A 19052-nucleotide genomic window follows, 5' to 3' on the forward strand; every position below is an offset into this window, starting at 1 on the left:
CACTACGCGCCGCTCAGTTCGGACCGCGCTCCGGGTGTCAGCCGGCGGAACTCGTTGGCGGCGGCGTCGAAGTACCACGCCTGACGTCCCGGCTTGGGGATCCCGGCCGCGCGCAGGGCGCTGACGGTGGGCCGGTACGTCGCGCTCAATGTCATTTCCGGGCACACGTGCACGATGTCGGGCCCCAGCCCGACGGGAATCTTCGCGACGGCCTCGGTGAGGTCGGCCGCCGTGATGGTGGCGCCCGGCAGCAGGGTCACCGCCGACACCGCCGCCTGCTGGTCCCCCACCGGCACGTTGTAGGTCACCGCGAGGTCGACCCCGTTGATGCAGCCCAACGCGTCGGTGACCGCCTCGGCATAGACCAGCCCGCGCGCGGTGTGGACCACCGAGCCGCGCCGGCCCATCAGCCAGTAGTCGCCGTCGTCGTCGCGGCGGAACAGGTACTCGGTTGCGATCCAGGTGTCGCCCGCGGCGAACACCCCGCGTTTGACCGAGGCACTCGGGTCGATCGGCCCGTTGGACTGCGCGAGCAGCACCCCGACCTGGTTGGGTGCGGCGACCTGGACGAAGCCGCGGTCGTCCTCCAGGATCAGGTCGTGCTCGGCGTCGTAGGCGCCGAGTTCGATGCGGCCGGCGCCCGGCAACGGCCGGCCCTTGCTGCCGATCTTGGCGCCGGACACGTTGGCCAGCACGGCCTGCCCGTCGGTGGTGGCGAAGAACTCCACGACGCGGGCCGGGGCGAAGGCGTCGACGACGCGCGCCCACAGCCCGGTCGGCATGCCCGAACCGATGAACAGGCGAACCGGGTGGTTGCCGTGCAGCACGAACGCGGGATCGTCGACGACGTCGCGCAGCATGGCCCAGGTGTAGGACACCACCGTCACGCCGTACTGCCGCACCTCCTGCACGAACCGGTCGGGCTGCAGGCCGCGCGACAGCGCGATGCGGGTGCCGCCGACGACCGCGCCGCCCAGGCTGACCAGCAGCGCCGACTCGTGGTGCAGCGGCGTCAGGCAGTACACGGTGTCGCGGCGGTCCAGGGCGGCGGTCGAGGCCGTCCCGAAGGCCGACACCGCCCACCGGTAGTTGGTGATCTGCTTGGCGACCAGCTCGCCGCCGGCCGCGTTGAACGCGATGAACGCCAGGTCGCGGGCCAACCCGGGGTTGGGCCGGTACCAGGCGGGCAGCTCGACGGCGTCGGGGTCGATTTTCTCCATGTCGATGACGTCGGAGTCGTGGGGCAGGTGCAGGTCTCGCGACTCGCCGCCGCCGAGCACCAGGATCTGCCCGGGCAGGTCGCGCGCCGCGTCGAGGTTGGTGGGGTCGGTCAGGATCTCGGTCACGCCCCCGAGGCGGACCGAGGCGACCAGGTCGGCGTCGGGGCGCATCACCACGGCGACGGCACCGAGCCGGGACAGCGCCGCGATGGCGACCAGCGCGCTGGGCCGCGTCTCCATCAGCACACCGACGCGGTCGCCCTGCCGCACCCCGACCTCGATCAGCCCGCGGACGACGTTGTTCACCCGGCGGTTGACGGCCTCATAGGTATGCACGCGGCCGTCGAACAACAGGAACTCGCCCTGCGGGGCGTCGTGCGCCTGCTCCTCGATGATGCGGCCCAGCGAGATGCGGGTGTGGTCGTTGATCTGTCCCAGCCGGACCAGTCGCGGCAGCGTCCGGACCGTCTCCACGGCCAGGGTGCGCATCGACTTGTTCGCGGCTACGACGGCGTTCGCCGTGCCGCGCACCGCGCCCATCGCCGCCTCGGAGACCTCCCCGAGGCCGTGCGCGATCCGGGAGCTCAGCGCGACGCCGCTGTCGGTGTGGTCGATCGGCTGGTCGGCCATCAGGTCGATGCCGGTGGGCTTGTCCCCGCCGGTGGACAGCCACTGCACCCACGCCGCGACGGTGGGCCAGCTCTCCCGCGCCGCCTTGGATCCCACGACGAGACCGAAATGTCCTGTGCGGACCAGGCATTCGTAGACCTCGGCGTCGGGCGCCGCCCGCCGGATCCCGCGCACCGAGGCCGGCTGCCCGATGTCGTCCACCTCGCCGACGAAGGCCAGCACCGGGCAGGTGATGTCGGTGAGCGTGACCATCTGACCGTTGATGGCGAAGCCGCCGGTCATCATGCGGTTGTGCGCGATGAACTGCTTGAGCAGTTCCGAGATCGCCGGGCCCGACCACGCGATCCAGCCCTCGCGCTCGAGGAACCTGCGCTGTTGTTCGCGCGGCAGCAGCGCCTCGCGGTCGTGCAGCTGGCGCACGAAGTCGACCCGGGCCTTGGCCGTCTTGAGCGGATCGAGCATCTGAAAACCGGCGCGCGCCAACCAGCCCGGGATGTCGAGTCGGCTGAAGACGTGATCGGCCATGAAGTTTGCCGCGGGCGCGGCGAAGTTCGGCGGAATGCCCATCGGCAACGCGGCCAGGGTGTCCACCGGCGAGCCGAACGCGACGATGCTGGCGATGTTCTTCGAACGCCGGTACGCAGCGGCCTGGTAGCAGAACATTCCGCCCTGCGAATAGCCGACCAAATGCACGTCGCTGCCCGCTACGTCCCTGACCGTGTCGATCGCCTGGCTGAGCGCGACGATGTGGTCGGCCAGGTTGCGGCGCATGCCGCCTTCCACCTTGTCGGGCGAGCCGAAGTCGATGACCCACGGATCGAGCCCGGCGGCGTGCAGGATCCCCACCGCCCCGTCTTCGCGGGTGACGTCCCACATGTCGGCCGACATCATCATCGGGTGCACCATCAGCACGGGCGCCCCCACCGGCGCATGCCCGGGCCGGCTGTCCGGTGGGAAATACCGGCGCAGCTTGTACATCGGGACGCTCTCGACGATCTGGGACGGCGACGGGACGCTTCCGGTTTCCAACCCCCCCAGGCGCAAGACCTCGAGTCCGTTTTGTGCCGTGGCCACCAGACGCCCGACCGGCCGCGTGACCACCGAAAAATTGAGATCCACCGCTGCTCCCTGACTCTTGACAGCTCCGCCATCATGGCACATCGGCGCGGCCGGCGGTTTTGGTCAGGCGGTTTGCCGGAGCGTCCCCCGCTCCCGGCCCCGTGCGCTCGGGTGCGCCCGCGGAATTCGTCGGGGCCGTCAATTTTAGGGGCGCCCGGCGGGGCTTTACAGCACCACGAAATCCATCGGTCCGATGTCGGCCATCCGGCGCAGCCGCTCCGCGATCTGGCGATCTTCGCGCGCGAACTCGCGGTGGACGGCCGCGTGTTCGCGGTACTCATCGCTTGCGGGATTGTCGTGTTCGGCCGCCTCGTCGTAGGCGTTCGCGGTTCGCTCGTGGCTGTCCGCGGACCTGTCCAAGCTTTTGGCCGCGGATCGCTGCGCCGCCCTGGCCAATAGCCGCGCGTGCTCGGCTCGTTGTCCGGTGCGGAAGGCGTCCACGTCATCCCATACCTGGAGGTCGGGTCCGGCCTGGAGTCCGTTGTCTGCGCTCACTGTGCCCCAGTCCTTTCTGGCCGCAGGATTGACGGGGATGGCGCGACTGAAACGCGTCCGGCCCGACGCTTCCGTCCCGGCGGATCGGCGCCTACCCGGCGGCGACGATTTGCGTTGCCTCCCATGGTGATACGCGCGACGCCTACACCGGACCGAATTCGATGATTAGCGGACGTGAATCCGGGTATTTAACCGAAGCGCATGGTTCGCGACGCGTGCCCGCATGCCGTCAGGACCACCTCGGTTGAAACACGCAGCTGGGCGCTTAACCAGTTCTCTGGGCAGTCATCTCGACTCGTTTTGAACCGGTGTCGTCGGGGTGGCCGCTGGAGCGTGTTTCCGTGCGGGAGTGAGGTGGCCTGATGAGCACGACGATGGCCCGATCCGCGAGTTTTCTGACCGGCGGTCGCCGGCGGCCGTCCGGGCACCCCGCAATTCGCCAATCAATTCACGCGGGCCCCCTGCTGCCCGCTGGACGCCAGGAAAGGGAATCCAAATGTTGTTGCTAGGCAACGGCGGACGGCGCAAAGCCGGCGAGGCCGAACATCTGGCCGAGCGGGCCCTGTACGACGTCGCGCACGGTCGCTTCGAACGCTCGCTGTCCGGCCTGACGGCGATGGCGGCCGTCGTCACGACCGCGGAAATCTATTTCGAGCACTACAAGGCCAGCTTCGGCAACAAGTGGATGTGGAGCCCGATCGTGGTCACCCCGCCGGTGGTGGTCGCCGGGATCGGCGGGGTGTTCTCACGGCGCTGGGCCAAGCTGTGGCTGCCGATCACCGCCGGCATCTACACGGCCAACGGCCTGATGGGCGAGTACCTGCACGCGCGCGGGGTCGCCCGCAAGCCGGGCGGCTGGAAGAACGCCTCCTACAACGTGCCGATGGGCCCGCCGATCGCGGCGCCCGGGTTGATGTGCATGGTCGGCGGGATGGGGCTGCTCGCCTCGCTCCTGCGCCGCGAAAGCTTCCGGCGATAGGCGGGGTTCGACATGATGGCCGACACCTCCCGCCCCGACCACCTGCCCAACCTGCGGGCCGATCGCCAGCCCCCGCACCCGTCCTGGCTTCCCAAACAGCGCCGCGGCACCACGCCCCAAATGATCGGGCGCTACCCCGATTTCGACGTGCTGGAAACCGCCGACTCGTGGGACGACGCCACCAGGAAGGTGGTGCTGGCCCGGCTGGAACCGCCCGGCCCGCTGCGCTTTTTCACCCCGGAGGAGGAGCCCTGCCTGCGGGCGTTCTGTGACACCGTGCTGGCGCAGGACGCCGAGCCGCGGGTTCCGGCGGCCGAGTCGGTCGACTCCAAGCTCGCCGACGGGCGCCTCGACGGCTACCAGTACGCCGACATGCCCGACGACCGCGACACCTGGCGGCTGGTGCTGCGCGCCCTCGACGAGACCGCGCTGCGCCGCCACGGCAGGGCGTTCGCCGAGGCCGAGCCCGCCGCCCGCGAGGCGATCATCGACCAGTTCTCGCAGGGCGAGCTGGAGGGCGGGGCCTGGGAGCGCCTGAACGTCAAGCGCGCCTGGTCGGTGTGCATGCGAATGACGCTGGCGGGCTTCTACTCCCACCCGTGGGCGTGGAACGAGATCGGCTTCGGGGGCCCGGCCTACCCGCGCGGCTTCATGCGCCTCGGCGGCGCCACCGGCCCGGCATCTGCGCGTGAACCGTTCGAGACCCGCGGCGCCACCGACGAGGATCCCGTCGAAGTCGTGCAGAAGGGCGAGATCTGATGGGTGACTTCCTGCGCGGCCTGCTCAAGGGTGCGGTCGGCCCGAAGGACAACGATTCGCGGTTCCTGCTCGACGTGCACTCCCGCGACCTGCCCGGCGAGAAGACCATGCGGCGCTTCCGTGACGACGACGAGGTGGACCTGGTCGTCGTCGGCGCCGGCGCGGGCGGCTCGGTGCTGGCGCAACGGCTGGCCCGCGCCGGGTGGCGGATCGTGATCCTCGAGGCCGGCCCGTTCTGGCACCCCGACGAGGACTGGGTGTCCGACGAGGCCGGCTCCCATTCCCTGTATTGGACGCAGAAGCGCATCATCGGCGGCGACGACCCGATCGAGCTGGGCAAGAACAACTCCGGGCGCGGGGTCGGCGGATCGATGGTGCACTATGCCGGCTACTGCCCGCGGTTTCACCCCAGCGACTTCGCGACCCGCACCCTCGACGGGATCGGGGCGGACTGGCCCATCCGCTACGAAGACGTGCTGCCCCACTACGAGCGCGTCGAGCTCGAGTTGCCGGTCGCCGGCCAGGACTGGCCATGGGGCCATAAGCACCGCTATTCCTTTGCCCCGCATCCCATTTCGGGGGCGGCCGCCAAGCTGTGGCGCGGCGCGATGAAGCTCGGCATCGAGATGCGCGTCGGGCCCGTCGGCATCGTCAACGGAACCTTCGGCAACCGGCCGCACTGCATCTACCGCGGCTACTGCCTGCAAGGCTGCAAGGTCAACGCCAAGGCCAGCCCGTACGTCACGCACCTGCCCGACGCGCTGGCCCACGGCGTGGAGATCCGCGCCAACTGCATGGCCGCCCGCGTCGAACTCGACGACAGCGGCGCCGCACGGGGCGTGGTCTACTACGACGAGGTGGGCGGTACCGAACGCCTGCAACGCGCCAAAGCCGTTGCCGTGGCAGGGTATTCGATCGAAACACCGCGCCTGCTGCTCAACTCGGTCAGCGACCGCTTCCCGAACGGGCTGGGCAACAACGACGATCAGGTCGGGCGCTACGTGATGGTGCAGGGCGCCACCCAGTCCGCGGGCCGCTGGTCCGAGGAGGTTCGGATGTACAAGGCGCCTCCCCCCGAGGTGTCCTCCGAACAGTTCTACGAGACCGACCCCGATCGCGGTTTCGCCCGCGGCTTTTCCATCCAGACCGTGTCGCCGATGCCCATCGGCTGGGCCGAACACGTGATGGCCGACGGGCACTGGGGCCGCGCGCTGCGCGAGTACATGCGCGACTACAACCACTGGGCGACCATCGGGGTGCTCAACGAGCTGCTGCCGCGGCCGGACAACCGGGTCACCCTGGCCTCTGGGGCCGAGGCCAGAGACCCGTACGGCATCCCGGTGGCCCGTTTCGACTACTCGCTCTGCGACAACGACAGGGCCAACATGGCCTACTCCACCAAGGTGATCGGCGACATCCTGCACGCCGCCGACGCGCAGGACGTGCTCACCATCGAGCGCTTCGCCCACCTGATCGGCGGCGCGCGGATGGGCACCGGCCCGGAGAATTCGGTGGTCGACTCCGACCACCGGGTGTGGGGCGTGCCGAACCTGTTCCTCGCCGACGGCTCGGTCTGCCCGACTCAGGGCTCGGCGAACCCGGCGCTGACCATCATGGCGCTGGCCTCGCGGCTGGCCGAGCGCATGGCAACCGGAAAGATCTGCGCCGCGGCGCCCGGTGGCAGCCGTCCGGTGCGGTCCGAGGCGGCGGCCCGTGGCTGAGCGGACCACCGTCGTCGATGCGGAGTTTTCCCCGCGGGTGCTGCGCGAGTACGCGCTGCTGGCCGACGGCGAACGGGGCGCGTTGGTCGGTCCCCAGGGCGACGTCGCGTGGCTGTGCGCGCCGCGCTGGGACTCCGACGCCGTCTTCTCCAACCTCATCGGCGGCGACGGGGTGTACGCGATCACCCCGACCGATCCGCGGCACGTGTGGGGCGGCTACTACGAGCCGGGCAGCCTGATCTGGCGCAACCGCTGGATCACCCGCGACGGCATCGTGGAATGCCGCGAGGCGCTGGCCTTTCCGGGCGACCCCGATCGGGTGGTGCTGCTGCGTCGGCTGATGGGCTGCCAGGGGACCGGGCGCGTGCGCGTGCTGCTGCGGCCGAGCGCGGAATTCGGCCGACACGGCGCGGGGAAGCTCAGCCTCGACGACGGCATATGGAGCGGGCGATCGGGGCGGCTGCGCTGGCGGTGGGCGGGCGGCGACGACGCGCGCGCCGCGCATTGCTCCCGCGACCGCAATGAGCTGCTCGCGTGCGAGATCACCATCGACGAGGGCCGGCACCACGACCTCGTGCTGGAGTTGTCCGAGCACGAACTGCCCGACCGGCCACCCGACCCCGACACCACCTGGGACGCCACCGCGGCCGCCTGGCAGCGCAGCATGCCCGAGCTCAACTGCACCATCGCCCCTCGCGACGGGCGGCATTCCTACGCGGTGCTGCGCGGGCTGACCAGCAGCGGCGGCGGCATGGTCGCGGCAGCGACGATGAGCCTGCCCGAACGCGCGCACACCAACCAGAACTACGACTACCGCTACGCCTGGATCCGCGACCAGGTGTACGCCGGCATGGCCGCGGCGGCCGTGGGGGCAACCGAGCTGCTCGACCGGGCCGTCGAGTTCGTCGGTGGCCGGCTGCTCGACGAGGGCCCGAAGCTCAAGCCCGCCTACACCGTCAGCGGCGCCCCGGTTCCCAGCGAAGAAACGCTCGACCTGCCCGGCTACCCGGGCGGCACGGACAAGATCGGCAATTGGGTCAACCAGCAGTTCCAACTCGACGTCTTCGGCGAGTCGCTGCAGCTGCTGGCCAGGGCCGCCGCCGCCGACCGGCTCGATGCGGACGGCTGGCGCGCCGCCCAGATGGCGATCGCCGCGATCGAAAAGCGTTGGGGCGAACCGGATGCGGGGATCTGGGAACTCCAAGACGAGTACTGGACGCAGTCGCGCCTGGCCTGTGTGGCCGGGCTGCGCGCCATCGCCAAGGTGGCCGGCGGCGGCACGGAGGTCTCCTCCTCCGCCTCGCTGGCCGACGCCATTCTCGCCGACACCGCGGCCAAGAGCCTGCACCCGCAGGACGGCTACTGGCAACGCAGCCCCGGGATTTCGGGCGTCGACGCGTCGCTGCTGCTGCCCCCGGTGCGGGGCGCGCTGCCGGCCGACGACCCGCGCACCCGCGCCACACTCGACGCCGTCCGCGCACAACTCACCCACGACGGGTTCGTGTACCGCTTCCGGCACGACGAGCGCGACCTCGGCGATGCCGAAGGAGCGTTCCTACTCTGCGGATTCATGATGGCCCTGGCGGAACACCAACTGGGCCATGCCCACTGCGCGATGCGCTGGTTCGAACGCAACCGTGCCGCCTGCGGGCCGCCCGGGCTGTTCTGCGAGGAATACGACGTCAGGCAGCGGCAGCTGCGCGGCAACCTGCCGCAGGCGTTCGCGCACGCCCTGCTCCTCGAATGCACGGCCACCCTCGCCGAGGACGCCATCCATCACGACTGACCCGCCGAGACGAAAGGCAGACGCTATGACACAGAACGTGGTGATCACCGGGGCCAGCGCCGGCATCGGCCGCGCCACCGCCCAGTTGTTCGGACAGCGCGGCGCCAATGTCACCCTGCTCGCCCGCGGCGCGGCCGGGCTGGAAGGCGCGGCCCGCGACGTCGAGGCCGGCGGCGGCAAGGCGCTGGCCATCCCGACCGACGTGGCCGACTGCTCGGCCGTCGAGGCCGCCGCCGACGAGGCCGAATCCGCCTTCGGCCCCATCGACACCTGGGTCAACGTCGCGTTCACCTCCGTGTTCGCGCCGTTCTGGGAGATATCCGCCGAGGAATTCAAGCGCGTGACCGAGGTGACCTACCTGGGCTACGTGCACGGCACCATGGCGGCGCTGGCCAAGATGCGCCCGCGCGACCGCGGCACCATCGTGCAGGTCGGCTCCGCGCTCAGCGAGCGGTCGATCCCCCTGCAGTCGGCCTACTGCGGCGCCAAGCACGCCACCAACGGGTTCACCGAATCGGTGCGCTGCGAGCTGCTGCACGAGGGCTCGAACGTGCGGATCACCGTCGTGCAGATGCCGGCGGTCAACACCCCGCAGTTCTCCTGGGTGCTGTCCCGGCTGCCCCGGCATCCGCAGCCGGTGCCGCCGATCTACCAGCCGGAGGTCGCGGCCCGGGGCGTCGTGTACGCCGCGGATCATCCCGGGCGCAAACAGTATTGGGTCGGTGACAGCACCGCGGTCACCCTCCTCGCGCAGAAGTTCGTCGCGCCGCTGCTCGATCGCTACCTCGGCCGCACCGGATTCGACTCTCAGCAGACCCACGAGCGGGTGAACGGCCAACAGCCGCACAATCTTTGGCAGCCGGTCGATCAGGAGCCCGGCAGCGACCACGGCGCGCACGGCGAGTTCGACGGCAAGTCGCACTCCCACAGCCCGCAGGTGTGGTTGTCCCAGCATCCGCTCGCCGGCGGCACCGGTGCGCTGGGGCTCGGGCTGGGTGCGCTGCTGGCGCTGCGGCGGGCGCGATGACGGCCTGGGCGCGAATCGTCTACGGGTTGGCGCTCCTCGCGGCCCCGACTCCGCTGCTGCGACTCGCATCCGGCAAGACGGCAACCACCCGCGAGCGCGCGGTGACCCGCGTCCTGGGGGCGCGGCTGCTGACCCAGGCCGCGGTCACCGACATCCGGCCCGACGCGGTGAGCGTGGCGCTGGGCGCCGAGGTCGACTTCGTGCACGCGGCCACGATGCTCCTCTGGGCGGCGGTTGACCGCGGGTCGCGACGGTTGACGCTGCTGAGCGCCGCGACCGCCGGCCTGTTCGCCGTCGCCGGCGCCGCCCAGGCGCGTCGGACGCCCGCGGTGGCGGACGGCCCGACCGGCGACGCGCTGGCCACCCTCGTCCGGCTTCGGCACCGCATCGCCGAAGCCGTCGCGCGGTACACGATGCCCGGCGACGTTCGCGCCGCCCTGAAAACCTGAGGAGCCCGTCATGTCACCAAGCACGCGGGGCGACGCCTGCATCGACGAGGTCACGGCGCAGGCGTACGAAATCCCTACCGACGCACCGGAAGCCGACGGCACGTTCGCGTGGTCTTCGACCACGCTGGTCCTGGCCGAGGTGGTCGCGGGCGGCCGCCGCGGGCTGGGCTACACCTATGCCGCCGGCGCCTGCCGCGAGCTGATCACCGGGCCGCTCGCCGGCGCGGTCAAGGGACACAGCGCCCTCGACATCCCCGGCGCCTGGGAGTCGATGGTCCGGGCGATCCGCAACAGCGGCCGCCCGGGCCTGGTCTCCTGCGCGATCTCGGCGGTCGACACCGCGCTGTGGGACCTCAAGGGAAAGCTCCTCGAACTCCCGGTGTGCCGCCTGCTCGGCGTGGCGCGCCCGGATCTGCCGATCTACGGCAGCGGCGGCTTCACCACCTACGACGAGCGCGAGACGCGCACCCAACTGGAGCGCTGGGTCGACACGTGGAAGATCCCCCGCGTGAAGATCAAGATCGGTGAGTCGTCGGGTTCCGACGAGCGCCGAGACCTCGACCGAATCGCGCTGGCGCGCAAGGTGATCGGCCCCGACACCGAACTGTACGTCGACGCCAACGGCGGCTACCGCCGCAAGCAGGCGATCCGGGTCGCCCACGCCATGGCCGACCACGACGTCACCTGGTTCGAAGAGCCCGTCTCGTCCGACGACCTCGCCGGGCTGCGGGAGGTGCGCGACCAGGTGACCCCGGATGTCACCGCCGGCGAATACGGCTACGACCTGAACTATTTCCGCCGCATGCTGTCCGCCGAGGCGGTGGACTGCCTGCAGATCGACGTCACCCGTTGCGGCGGCATCACCGACTGGCTGCGGGCCGCGGCCGTCGCCGCCGCGCACAACGTCGACGTTTCGGGGCACTGCGCGCCCAACCTGCATGCCCACATCGCCGCCGCGATTCCCAACCTGCGGCACCTGGAGTACTTCCACGACCACCACCGCATCGAGCACATGCTCTTCGACGGGGCCCTGCCGCCCGACGGCGGGGCGCTGCGGCCCGATCAGCACCGGCCCGGCCTGGGGCTGGAGTTCAAACACCGCGACGCCGAGGAGTACCGGGTCGGCTGAGGAGCCGCCGCGCGTCGTAAACCCGTGCATGAAGCTGCCTGAAAACGGGCATTGATATGCAACAAGCATCAAGGCAGTCCGGGGAGACAGGCGATGAGTGTGAACTTCGACGATGAGACGGCCGAGCGTCGCAACGGGGAGGCCGAGCGCGCGGCACCCTCCGAGGCACTCATGTCCGATGTGGTCGAGGAACAGGAGCTGGGCGCGGTCGACATGGTGCTGGGGTTGGGCGAGCCGCAGCGCGTGGGCCGGTTCCGGTTCTTCCTCGACGGCCAGCGCTGGGAATGGTCGGACGCCGTCGCGCGCATGCACGGCTACGAGCCGGGACAGGTCGAGCCCACTACGGAATTGTTGTTGCAGCACAAGCACCCCGAGGACCGGGAGCGCGTCGCGGCCGTCCTGGACCACGTGCTCAAGGGCAAGCCGTTCAGCAGCCGGCACCGGATCATCGACACCGCCGGACAGACCCGCTGCGTCGTCGTCGCGGGTGACCGGATGGTCGACGACAAGGGCGCGCTGGCCGGCACCTCGGGTTTCTACGTCGACGTCACGGACTCGCTGCACACCGACATCACCAACGTCCTGGAGGCGGTGGCCGACGCCCGCGCCCGGATCGAACAGGCGAAGGGCGTGCTCATGGCCGCCTACGGCATCTCCGCGGAGCGCGCGTTCGACATCCTGGTCTGGCGGTCGCAGGAGACCAACCTGAAGGTTCGGGACCTCGCCACCCGCTTCCTGGACGCCGTGGCGGGCAAGGCCTCGCCCGACACCCGAACCCACGTCGACCACGCGCTGCTGACCCTCCAATAATTGCCGGGTGGCGCACCTACTGGGAGCCGAGGGCGTACGCCTGGAATACCCGAATCAGCTGGTGTTCGAGTCGGTCACCCTGGGCGTCGACGACGGCGCGCGCATCGGCATCGTCGGGCGCAACGGCGACGGCAAATCCAGCCTGTTGGGCCTGCTGACCGGCCAGTTGCCGCCCCACGCCGGCCGGGTCACCCGCCGCAGCGGGCTGCGGGTCAGCGCGCTGAGCCAGGCCGACACCCTCGACCCCGGGCACACCGTGGGCTGGACGCTGGTCGGCGGGGCGCCCGAGCACCAGTGGGCGGGTGACGCGCGGGTGCGCGACGTGGTCGGCGGGCTGGTGTCAGACATCGTGTGGGACGCCACAGTCGACACCCTGTCCGGCGGGCAGCGTCGCCGCGTCCAGCTGGCCCGGCTGCTGATCGGCGAGTGGGACGTGATCGCCCTCGACGAGCCCACCAACCACCTGGACATCGAGGGCATCACCTGGCTGGCCGGCCACCTGCGGGACCGCTGGGCGCGCAACACCGGCGGGCTGTTGCTGGTGACGCACGACCGCTGGTTCCTCGACGAGGTCGCGACCACGACGTGGGAGGTGCACGACGGGATCGTCGAGCCGTTCGACGGCGGCTACGCCGCCTACGTGCTGCAGCGCGTCGAGCGCGACCGGGTGGCCGCCGCCACCGAGGCCAAGCGGCAGAACCTGATGCGCAAGGAGCTGGCGTGGCTGCGCCGGGGACCGCCGGCGCGCACCTCCAAGCCCAGGTTCCGGATCGAGGCCGCCAACCAGCTGATCGCCGACGTGCCGCCGCTGCGCAACACCGTCGAGCTGGCCAAGCTGGCGACGGCGCGGCTCGGCAAGGATGTCATCGACCTGCTCGACGTGTCGGTCTCGTTTGGCGGCCGGCCCGTGCTGCGCGACGTCGAATGGCGGATCGCGCCGGGCGAACGCACCGGGATCGTCGGGGCCAACGGCGCCGGCAAGTCGACGCTGCTGGGGCTGATCGCCGGAACCGTCACGCCGGACACCGGGCGCGTCAAGCGCGGCAAGACGGTTCGGCTGGCCGTGCTGGACCAGCGGGGCGAGGAGCTGGCCGCGCTCGCCGGCGACCGGATCGCCGACGTGCTGGGCGGGCTGCGCGGCGGCTACGAGGTCGACGGCCGCGAGGTGACGCCGGCCCAGCTGCTGGAGCGGCTCGGGTTCGGGCGCGGCCAGCTGTCCGCGCGCGTCGGCGACCTGTCCGGAGGTCAGCGCCGGCGGCTGCAGCTGATGCTCACACTGCTTGCCGAGCCAAACGTGCTGCTCCTCGACGAGCCCACCAACGACGTCGACACCGACATGCTGACCGCCGTGGAGGACCTGCTCGACTCGTGGCCGGGCACCCTGATCGTCGTCTCGCACGACCGCTACCTGCTCGAGCGGGTCACCGATCAGCAGTACGCGATCCTCGACGGCCGGCTGCGGCACCTGCCGGGCGGGATCGACGAGTACCTGCGGCTGGCGGCGCACCGTCCGGTCGCTCCCGAGCGCCCGCGGGGCGAGCCCGCTCCCGCAGCCATGTCGGGGGCGCGGCGACGCACCGCCGAGAAGGAGCTGGCCGCCGTCGACCGCCAGCTGACGCGGCTGGCCGAGCGGATCGCGGCCAAACACCACGAGCTCGCCGACCACGACCAGTCCGACCACGTCGGCCTGACGCGGCTCACGGGAGAATTGCGCGGCCTGGAACGGGAGGTCGCCGCCACCGAGAGCCGCTGGCTGGAGCTCTCGGAGCTACTCGAATAATCGAACCGTGAATTCCGGCCGGGACGGCTCAGAGACGGTGGCGTGCGTCGGGTCCAGCACCACCGCGTCCAAGGGGACCTACCCGTGGATCCCCGAACTGGCGCGCCGGCCGCAGAACAGCCGGTTCCGGTTCGTCAACCTCGGGGTGGGCGGCGACCTGTCCTTCGACGTTGTGCGGCGTCTGCCCCGCGTGATCGACATCCGGCCCGATCGGGTCATCGTCCTGATCGGCACGAACGACATCCTGGCGAGCGTCTTTCCGAATTTCCGCAGGGGAGTGCGGGTCTGGAAGGGGCTGCCGCACGAGCCCACGGTGCAGCGATTCCGGGACAACCTGCACCTGATCACCCGCAGGCTGCGGCGCGAGACCGAGGCGAGGATCGCGCTGAGCTCCCTCGCGCCGGTGGGCGAAGACCCCCATTCGGTGGATCCGGTTCAGTCCCGGCTGAACGAGCTGTTCGCCGCCTACGCGGACGTCATCCGGGACGTCTCGTCGCGCGAGGGGACGGACTACATCGCCTTCCATGAGGCGTTCGTCGAAGAGCTGGACCGCGCGGGGACGGCGAAGCCGTTCACCCGGTTTCCCTTCGGGTCGTTCTACCGCGACTACCTGGTCCGGGAAGCGATCCTACGGCGCAGCTTCGACGAGATTTCGCGAATGAACGGGTGGGAGTTTCACATCGACGGCGTTCATCTCAACACCCGCGGCGGCCGGATCCTGACCGAGGTCGTTCAGCGGTTCCTGGACTCGTAGCCGGGCGCGGCGGGAAGCCACCAATCGATCTCGTGGCTGATCGCAAGCGCGGCGCCGCCGGGCGCGGCGGGAAGCCACCATCGATCTAGTGCCAGCGCAGTAGCACCAATTCGGAGCAGAATCCGGGACCCATCGCCAGCATCAGTCCGGGGCTGCCGCTGGGCGGCGGCTTGGCGATGGTGTCGCGCAGGACGTGCAGCACCGAGGCCGACGACAGGTTGGCGATCTCACCCAGCGAGCGCCAGGTCAGCTCCAGCGCGTCGGGGCCGAGCTCGAGATTCCTGCTGATGGCGTCGATCACCTTGGGACCGCCCGGATGGCTCACCCAGGCGCCGATGTCGTCCTTGGTCAGCCCGTGCGTGGCGAGGAACCCTTTGACGTCGTCGGCCAGGTAGCGGTCGATGACCTTCGTCAGCTCGGGCGACAGGACCAGCTGGAGCCCCGAGGAATTGACGTTCCAGCCCATGATGTGCAGCGATTCGGGGTAGAGGCGGCTGCGCGAGTCGATGATGTCCGGACCACCGGCCCGAACCTGCGCGGCGCGGCGTTCGCCGACGGCCACCACCGCCGCCGCGCCGTCGCCGAAGAGCGCGCTGCCGACCAGGCCGGACACGGTCGGCTTGACGGCCGGGTAGGTCAGCGAGCAGAGCTCGACCGAGACCAGCACCGCCACGCCGTCGGGATCGCCCCGCAGGTAGTCGTGCAGCCTGGCCACCCCGGCGGCACCGGCCACACAGCCCAGGCCGAACAGCGGCATCCGGCGCACGTCCGGTTTCAGGCCGAGCCGTCCGGCGATCCGGGCGTCCAGCGACGGCACCGCGACGCCCGTGACGGTGGTGGTGACGATCAGGTCGATGTCTCCGACTTCCAGTCCGGCCTCGTCCAGCGCCCCCAGCAGCGCCTCGCAGCCCAGGTCCACGGCGGCGTCGATGAAGATCTCGTTGGCTTCGCCGAACTCGGTCAGCGTCGGGTAGCGCTCCAACGGCAGGACGAAATGGCGGCTGTTGACCTTCGCGGCCGCGTGCAGACGCCGAACGATCTCCTCGTGTTCCTTCAATCCGGGAAACTCGACGAATTGGTCGGTGATCTCGCTTTGGCTATACCGATGCGGCGGCAGCGCGCCGAAGACGCCCGCGATAACGCTCATGCTCATTACCCTTTTAGGTCGCGACCCGATGAAGACCCACGCATCGGTGGCTGAGATTCCTCGGCACCGTCGAAAAGCTTAAAAGCTTCCACGCGACATCGCAATCTGGTTGATATTCAACATCTGTCTAATTGCGTGCGCCGGCCACGTTTTTCAATCAATTCCGCCGGCGGGTGTTTCATCATTCAAACGCCACCGGTTTCGTCGGTGTCGAGTGCCATCGCGACCAGCGCTTCGGGGCTCAGCGAGTCGATCGTGTCATCGGCAACCGCGGAATCCGCAAGCGATTTCTCCGGATCGCCGGCCAACAGCAATAACTTGTCGAGCAGCCCCGTCCTGCGCAGTTCACCGAGCGGAATCTTTCGCAGCGCGGCCCAGAACTTTTCGTCATCGGAGTCTGCGCCGTCGCCCAGCAGTTGTTGAGCGAGGTGCTCGGCCAATACCGCCGGGTTTGGATAATCGAAAACCAGGGTGCGCGACAGCGCCAGCCCCGTGTCCGCTTTGAGGCGGTTGCGCAATTCGACCCCGGTCAGGGAATCGAACCCGAGGTCTTGGAATGCGCGTTCGGCGTCGACGGCGCGGCTATCGGAATGTCCCAGCACGCGCGCCGCGTGCCCGCACACGAGTTCGACCAGTTCGCGGCGCTGCTCGTGGCGCGGCAGCCGGCGCAGGCGTTCGGCCAATTCGGCCGGCCTGGACGCCACCGGCGATGGCTTGTCCGTGCGGGCGCCCAACCAGAACCGTTGGCGCGCAAAGCCGTAGGTCGGCAGCGGTACGCGCTGGCCGCGCCGCAGCGCGGCGCCCCACCGCACCGCCACGCCGGCGGTGAACAGCCGGCCGCCCGCGGTGAGCAGCGCTTCGGCTTCCGGGCGGTCTTTGGCGAGCGTGACCACCGCCACGGGATGCTCGGTGATCAGGGATTGCTCCACCGCGGCGCCGAGGCCGCCGCCGGGACCGACCTCGACGAACACGGCGGCACCCCGCGACTCGGCCGCGCGTACCCCATCGGCGAAACGCACCGGATTGCGCACATGCTCAATCCAGTAGTGCGCCGACCCATATCCGGGCCCCGCGAACTCTCCGGACACGTTGGACACCAACGGAATTCGCGACTCGGCCGGCGACACATCGGCCACCACGGCGGCGAATTCATCGATCATCGGCTCCATCAGGGGCGAGTGAAACGCGTGCGAGACCGCGAGCCGATGCACTCGCCTGCCCCGCCGCGCCAGGGTGTCCGCGACCGCGCCGGCCGGGGCATGCGCGCCCGAGATCACCACCGCGTCCGGGCCGTTGACCGCCGCGATCGCCAGTCCGTCTGTCAGCAAGGGGGTCACGTCCGCCTCCCCGGCCGCGACCGCGATCATCACGCCGCCCGCGGGCAGCCCGGCCATCAGCCGGCCGCGGGCGGCCACCAGCTTGGCGGCGTCGGCGAGCGACAACACCCCCGCCAGGTGCGCCGCGGCGATCTCGCCCACCGAATGGCCCATCACCACATCGGGGACGACACCCCAGTCCCCCAACAATTCCGCCAGCGCATGCTCGATGGCGAACAACGCCGGCTGGGCGAATTCGGTGTTGTCCAACAGCTTTGCGTCGTCTCCCCACATCACGCCGCGCAGCGGCAGCCGCAGGTGCTCGTCCAACGCCTCGGCGGCCTCGTCGAAAGCCCGCGCGAACGCGGGGAACCGGCCGTACAACTGCGCACCCATCGCGACGTACTGAGCGCCCTGTCCGGGAAACACGAACGCCGTCTTGCCCGCGCCGCGTGAACGGCCCACCAGCACCTCGGGGTGCGCCTTTCCCGAAGCCAATCCCGCCAATCCCGCCGTGAGGGCCGCACGGTCGGCACCCACCAGCACCGCCCGTTGCTCGAACACCGACCGCGTCGTCGCCAGCGACCATGCCACATCGCCGGGGTCCAGCCCCGGGTCGTCGGCCACGTGAGCCAGCAGCCGCGCGGCCTGATTGGCCAGCGCCCGTTCCGAACGGGCGGACAGCACCCACGCCGTCGGCGCCCAGTCATGGTCACACGCGGCGCTTTTCGGGGGCGCGGGCGCCTGTTCGACGATGACGTGCGCGTTGGTGCCGCCCATGCCGAACGAGGACACCCCCGCCCGCCGCGGTCCCTCGCCCGCCGGCCAGGGGGCCAGCGCGGAATTGACGCGCAGCCCCAGGCTCTTCGGATCGATACCCGGCGCGGGGCCGGCATAGTTGAGACTTGCCGGGATGGCGGCGTTTTCGATCGCGAGCACGGTCTTGAGCAAACCCGCGATGCCCGCAGCGCTGCCGGCGTGACCGATGTTGGTCTTCACGGATCCCAGGCCCAGCGGATCACGGGGTCGTCCGCCGAAAACCTCGCCCAGCGCCGTCGCCTCCACCGAATCGCCGATTTCGGTTCCGGTGCCGTGGGCCTCGACGTACTGCAGCTGCCCGGCGTCGAGGCCGGCGGTCCGCAACGCGCGCCGGATGACGTCGACCTCACCGGGCACCGACGGCACCGTCTGCGCGGCCGCGCTGTGCCCGGCGTTGCCGACCGCGCTGCCGCGAATGACCGCGCGGATCCGGTCCCCGTCGTCGAGGGCGGCCGGCAACGGCTTCAGGAGCACCAGCCCGCCGCCCTCGCTTCGCACGTAGCCGTCGGCGCGGGCGTCGAACGCATAGGTGTGACCCGAAGCGGACACCGCGCCGAATTCCGTTTCCAGCAAGGCGGTTTCGCCGGCCAGATTGAGGTGGACGCCGCCGGCGATGGCCTGGGTCGAGTCGCCGGTGCGGATGCTTTCACACGCGAGGTGCACCGCCACCAGCGACGACGATTGGCCCGAGTCGACGGTCAAGCTCGGGCCGCGCAGCCCCAGCGCGTACGAGATCCGGTTCGCGATCATCGCCCGGCTGATCCCGGCGAAGGAGTGGTGATCGATTTCCTGGGCGACCGTCAGCACGCCGTAGTCGTCGTTCATCGCGCCCAGGTACACGGCGACGGGTTGCCCGCGCATGGTTTCCGGCACGATGAAGGCGTCTTCGAGGACCTCCCACGCCAGCTCGAGCGCGAGCCGCTGGCGGGGGTCCATCGCGGCCGCCTCGCGCGGCGAGACGTTGAAGAAGTCGGCGTCGAACTCGGCGACGTCACCGGGCAACCCGGTGGCTTCGGCGCCGTCGCGGAGCAGGCGCCAAAAGTCGCCCGGGCTACCGGCTCCCGGGAATCGGCAGGCGAGCCCGATGACGGCGATGGCTGTCGCTGGCACGG

General features: G+C 70.3%; 14 protein-coding genes. 10 read left to right on the forward strand and 4 right to left on the reverse strand.

Annotated elements, in window-relative coordinates; genetic code table 11:
* Positions 1 to 2: 2 nt before the first annotated feature.
* Positions 3 to 3011 (reverse strand): acyl-CoA synthetase, encoded by a 3009-nt coding sequence (locus A5705_RS16400; protein WP_156738364.1) that lies wholly within the window; start codon positions 3009 to 3011, stop codon positions 3 to 5.
* A gap of 123 nt (positions 3012 to 3134) precedes the next feature.
* On the reverse strand, positions 3135 to 3464 hold the full coding sequence (locus A5705_RS27850; protein WP_156763143.1) for a hypothetical protein: 330 nt from the start codon (positions 3462 to 3464) through the stop codon (positions 3135 to 3137).
* 496 nt (positions 3465 to 3960) lie between these two features.
* Between A5705_RS27850 and A5705_RS16410 the strand changes: the two genes are divergently transcribed.
* From A5705_RS16410 to A5705_RS16455, 10 genes are all read left to right on the forward strand, one after another.
* A complete protein-coding gene (locus tag A5705_RS16410; RefSeq protein WP_068278601.1) occupies positions 3961 to 4443 on the forward strand; it encodes a hypothetical protein in 483 nt (160 codons plus the stop codon).
* A gap of 15 nt (positions 4444 to 4458) precedes the next feature.
* Positions 4459 to 5202, forward strand: coding sequence for a gluconate 2-dehydrogenase subunit 3 family protein (locus A5705_RS16415; RefSeq protein ID WP_068278665.1), 744 nt, complete (start codon positions 4459 to 4461; stop codon positions 5200 to 5202).
* Positions 5202 to 6923 (forward strand): GMC family oxidoreductase, encoded by a 1722-nt coding sequence (locus A5705_RS16420; protein ID WP_068278603.1) that lies wholly within the window; start codon positions 5202 to 5204, stop codon positions 6921 to 6923. Before A5705_RS16415 ends, A5705_RS16420 begins: the two co-directional genes overlap by 1 nt.
* Positions 6916 to 8709, forward strand: a complete 1794-nt coding sequence (locus A5705_RS16425; RefSeq protein ID WP_068278605.1) for a glycoside hydrolase family 15 protein — start codon at positions 6916 to 6918, stop codon at positions 8707 to 8709. The genes A5705_RS16420 and A5705_RS16425 overlap by 8 nt, the downstream gene beginning before the upstream one ends.
* Before the next feature lie 25 nt (positions 8710 to 8734).
* On the forward strand, positions 8735 to 9736 hold the full coding sequence (locus A5705_RS16430) for an SDR family oxidoreductase (RefSeq protein ID WP_068278607.1): 1002 nt from the start codon (positions 8735 to 8737) through the stop codon (positions 9734 to 9736).
* The gene (locus A5705_RS16435; protein ID WP_067878658.1) at positions 9733 to 10185 is read left to right on the forward strand and encodes a hypothetical protein; all 453 of its coding nucleotides are present in this window, start codon (positions 9733 to 9735) and stop codon (positions 10183 to 10185) included. Before A5705_RS16430 ends, A5705_RS16435 begins: the two co-directional genes overlap by 4 nt.
* Before the next feature lie 10 nt (positions 10186 to 10195).
* Positions 10196 to 11314 carry an enolase C-terminal domain-like protein gene (locus tag A5705_RS16440; protein WP_068278613.1) on the forward strand — a complete coding sequence of 373 codons (1119 nt, stop codon included), beginning with the start codon at positions 10196 to 10198 and terminating at the stop codon, positions 11312 to 11314.
* 93 nt (positions 11315 to 11407) lie between these two features.
* On the forward strand, positions 11408 to 12124 hold the full coding sequence (locus A5705_RS16445) for a PAS and ANTAR domain-containing protein (protein WP_067878652.1): 717 nt from the start codon (positions 11408 to 11410) through the stop codon (positions 12122 to 12124).
* A 7-nt stretch (positions 12125 to 12131) separates the two neighbouring features.
* Entirely contained in the window at positions 12132 to 13904 is a 1773-nt protein-coding gene (locus A5705_RS16450; RefSeq protein WP_068278615.1) for an ABC-F family ATP-binding cassette domain-containing protein, read from the forward strand.
* 7 nt (positions 13905 to 13911) lie between these two features.
* Positions 13912 to 14658: a GDSL-type esterase/lipase family protein gene (locus tag A5705_RS16455; protein ID WP_068278618.1), complete on the forward strand. Its 747-nt coding sequence runs from the start codon at positions 13912 to 13914 to the stop codon at positions 14656 to 14658.
* Positions 14659 to 14743: 85 nt separating this feature from the next.
* On the opposite strand, the gene A5705_RS16460 is transcribed toward A5705_RS16455, so the two are convergent.
* The gene (locus A5705_RS16460) at positions 14744 to 15805 is read right to left on the reverse strand and encodes a type III polyketide synthase (protein ID WP_067879172.1); all 1062 of its coding nucleotides are present in this window, start codon (positions 15803 to 15805) and stop codon (positions 14744 to 14746) included.
* A gap of 185 nt (positions 15806 to 15990) precedes the next feature.
* Entirely contained in the window at positions 15991 to 19050 is a 3060-nt protein-coding gene (locus A5705_RS16465; RefSeq protein WP_068278620.1) for a type I polyketide synthase, read from the reverse strand.
* Positions 19051 to 19052 lie beyond the last annotated feature (2 nt).

The organism is Mycobacterium sp. E787 (assembly GCF_001668725.1).
Classification (GTDB): domain Bacteria; phylum Actinomycetota; class Actinomycetes; order Mycobacteriales; family Mycobacteriaceae; genus Mycobacterium.

Coding starts and splice junctions, on each gene's coding strand:
- A5705_RS16400 (WP_156738364.1), bottom strand. CDS start 3,011: ATGTGCCATGATGGCGGAGCTGTCAAGAGTCAGGGAGCAGCGGTGGAT.
- A5705_RS16410 (WP_068278601.1), top strand. CDS start 3,961: ATGTTGTTGCTAGGCAACGGCGGACGGCGCAAAGCCGGCGAGGCCGAA.
- A5705_RS16415 (WP_068278665.1), top strand. CDS start 4,459: ATGGCCGACACCTCCCGCCCCGACCACCTGCCCAACCTGCGGGCCGAT.
- A5705_RS16420 (WP_068278603.1), top strand. CDS start 5,202: ATGGGTGACTTCCTGCGCGGCCTGCTCAAGGGTGCGGTCGGCCCGAAG.
- A5705_RS16430 (WP_068278607.1), top strand. CDS start 8,735: ATGACACAGAACGTGGTGATCACCGGGGCCAGCGCCGGCATCGGCCGC.
- A5705_RS16435 (WP_067878658.1), top strand. CDS start 9,733: ATGACGGCCTGGGCGCGAATCGTCTACGGGTTGGCGCTCCTCGCGGCC.
- A5705_RS16440 (WP_068278613.1), top strand. CDS start 10,196: ATGTCACCAAGCACGCGGGGCGACGCCTGCATCGACGAGGTCACGGCG.
- A5705_RS16445 (WP_067878652.1), top strand. CDS start 11,408: ATGAGTGTGAACTTCGACGATGAGACGGCCGAGCGTCGCAACGGGGAG.
- A5705_RS16460 (WP_067879172.1), bottom strand. CDS start 15,805: ATGAGCGTTATCGCGGGCGTCTTCGGCGCGCTGCCGCCGCATCGGTAT.